The 2648-nt window shown below is 68.2% G+C and carries 2 protein-coding genes; both read right to left on the bottom strand.

Going from position 1 to position 2648, the window contains the following annotated elements; translation table 11 throughout:
* Positions 1–1101: ShlB/FhaC/HecB family hemolysin secretion/activation protein (locus ACEN88_RS28860; RefSeq protein ID WP_413345223.1), on the bottom strand; the 1101-nt coding region annotated here is incomplete at its 3' end.
* A 188-nt stretch (positions 1102–1289) separates the two neighbouring features.
* Positions 1290–2648 (bottom strand): adenylate/guanylate cyclase domain-containing protein (locus ACEN88_RS28865; RefSeq protein WP_413345225.1); only part of this gene is annotated, 1359 nt, incomplete at its 5' end.

Raw genomic sequence — 2648 nt, forward strand, 5'->3', positions numbered from 1 at the left:
GCTGCGCACGGCCGCGAAGTCGTCCGCGCTGCCGCGCGCGCCGCCCGCCACGTTCTGCAGCAGGGCGATCGAGAAATCGGCCTGGCCGTCGGCCGTCGCATGACTGCCGGCCCAGGCGATGCTCAGCGGACGCACGGTGACGTCGTTGCCGAAGTTCTGCGTGCCGAAGACGACGTTGTTGCGGTAGGCCTTGACGTCGAAACCAAGGACGATGCGGCTCTCCAGGTTGCCGCGCTTGGGCAGCACGTGGTTGTAGCGGCCGCCGTAGACCGTGCCCTTGCCGCTCACGGCGAGGTCGAACAGGCCGGCGTTGACGGCGCCCGAGTCGACGTCCGAATAGCTCGCGAACAGGTCGATGGAATCGCCCAGTGCGTACAGCGGCACGTGGTAGCCGGCGGCCCACACGGCCACGCGGTCCGGGCGCTCGGCCGTCGTCGTGTACTGCAGGGTGCCCACGTGGTCGCGGCCCCACAGGTTCGCATGCTGCAGCAGCACGCCCGCGTGGGTCTTGCCGGTGGATTCGGTGCCCGTGTTGTCGGCGTTGAACATCACCTTCCACGGGCGCTCGTCTGCCACCTCGACCTTCGCGTCGACCGCGTCTTCGCCATTCGCGTCGGCACCGGCGAGGCTCAGCTTGACCTTCTTCGCCGGGTTCTCGTTGACGAGCCGGAGGTTGCGCGACACCTCGGCCAGGTTGGGCGTCGCGCCCGGGACCAGCGTGGGCAGGCTCGCGCGCACGTTCGCTTCGGAGAACCAGCGGTTGCCCGTCACCTCGACCTGGCGCACTTTCGTCTGGACGACGTGCAGGCGCACGACGCCGCCATTGAGTTCCTGTTCCGGCAACTGGACGGTGACGACGTTCCAGCCGCGCGCGTGGTACAGCGCCTCGAGCGCTTCCAGCGCGCGCTGGACGTCGCCGAAATCGCGGCCCGTGCCCGTGTACGGCGCGACGGCGGCCTGCACGGCGGCGGCGGGCAGCAGCGTGTTGCCGCTCACGTCGTAGCGGCTGATCTCGAACCGGATCGCATCGTCGGCCCAGGCGGCGCCCACGGCGGCCGCCAGCACCGAGCCCGCGACCAGGCGTGCCAAGCGTAGTTTCATGTTGTGGATGACCATATCGTTATTGTTCTGGCCCATGCATCCCCGGGCCTGCGGCAAGGCCGCCGAAAGGAAAATCTCGTTTGTCACGAGTGTAAAGAGGTTTTCCTTGCCTGAGAGAAAAATAGTTAAAAATAGGAACGCTCCCCCACGGGATGGGGGGAATACCGGACACCAGCGTTGCGCCGGCGCTACTTGGTCTCGAACGTCGTCACGCCATCCCACGCTGCTCCGGGCGGATCCGCACGCCAGTGCGCGATCCGTTCCAGATACAGGGCGTAGAGCGCGCGCTGCGGATGCGCCGCGTGCAGCGCCGCGATCGCGCCTTGCGCGCCATCCCAGTCCTGCGCGCGCACCCTGGCCAGCGCCGCATCCCACGCGGCCAGTTCGTCCAGCACGGCGGGATCGAGATCGGCCGGCTTGCCAAGTGGTTCGAAGATCGCCACCGGCTCGTTCTTGCCCTTTACGCGCACGAGATCCAGTTCGCGGTAGACGAATTCCGGCGCGGCCAGGCGCGTGGCCTCCCCGACCGCGATCCCGACGCCGTACACCTTCGTGATGCCTTCCAGGCGCGAGCCGAGGTTCACCGCGTCGCCCATCACCGTGTACGCGCGGCGGATCGCGGAGCCCATGTCGCCCACGTGCATCAGGCCGGAATTGATGCCGATGCCGATCGCCAGCGGCGGCCAGCCGCGCCGCTGGAAATCCTCGTTCAGGCGCGCCGCGCTGGCCTGCATCAGCAGCGACGTGGCCACCGCGCGGCTCGCGTGGTCGGCGAAGGCGACGGGCGCGCCCCAGAAGGCCATCACGGCGTCGCCGATGTATTTGTCGAGCGTGCCCTGGTGGCTGCCGCGGATGTCCTCGGACATCGCCGTGAGATAGAGATTGATGTACTCGCGCAGCGCCTTCGGCGACAGGCCTTCCGAGATCGTCGTGAAGCCGCGCACGTCGACGAACATCACGGACAGCTCGCGGCTCTCGCCTTCCATCGTATAGGCTTCCGGATTCTCGGCCATCTGCGCAACCAGTTCCGGCGCCACGTATTCGCCGAAGCGCGAGACGAGCGCGCGGCCCTTGCGGTGCTCGAAGAACCAGCCCCACGCCAGGTTCAGCACGAACAGCACGGCGATCAGCAACACGCAGATGAACATGTCCGTCGTCCAGTCGAGCGCGCGGTAGGCGTACCAGTTGAGGCCCACGACGGCCGCGAAGGCGAAGCCGGACGTGAGCACGGCCGCCAGCGGCGCGAGGGCCGGCAGCAGCAGCGACAACGCCAGCCCGACGACGATCACCTGGGCGAACTCGATGCCGGACGCGTAATCGGGATGCGTCTTGTAGTGCTGGTCGAGGATGGACTTGATGACGTTGGCGTGCACCTCGACGCCCGGGTACTCCTTGTTCACGGGCGTGGCGCGCAAGTCCTGCAGGCCGGGCGCCGTCGTCCCCACCAGCACGATCGCGCCCTTCAACACGCGCGGGTCGATCCGCCCCGCCAGCACGTCCGCCGCCGACACCATCCGCGTGGTGGGAACGCGCGGCAAGCGCCGCAT

This window comes from Massilia sp. CT11-108, assembly GCF_047302915.1.
In the GTDB taxonomy this organism is placed as follows: domain Bacteria; phylum Pseudomonadota; class Gammaproteobacteria; order Burkholderiales; family Burkholderiaceae_D; genus Telluria; species Telluria orientalis.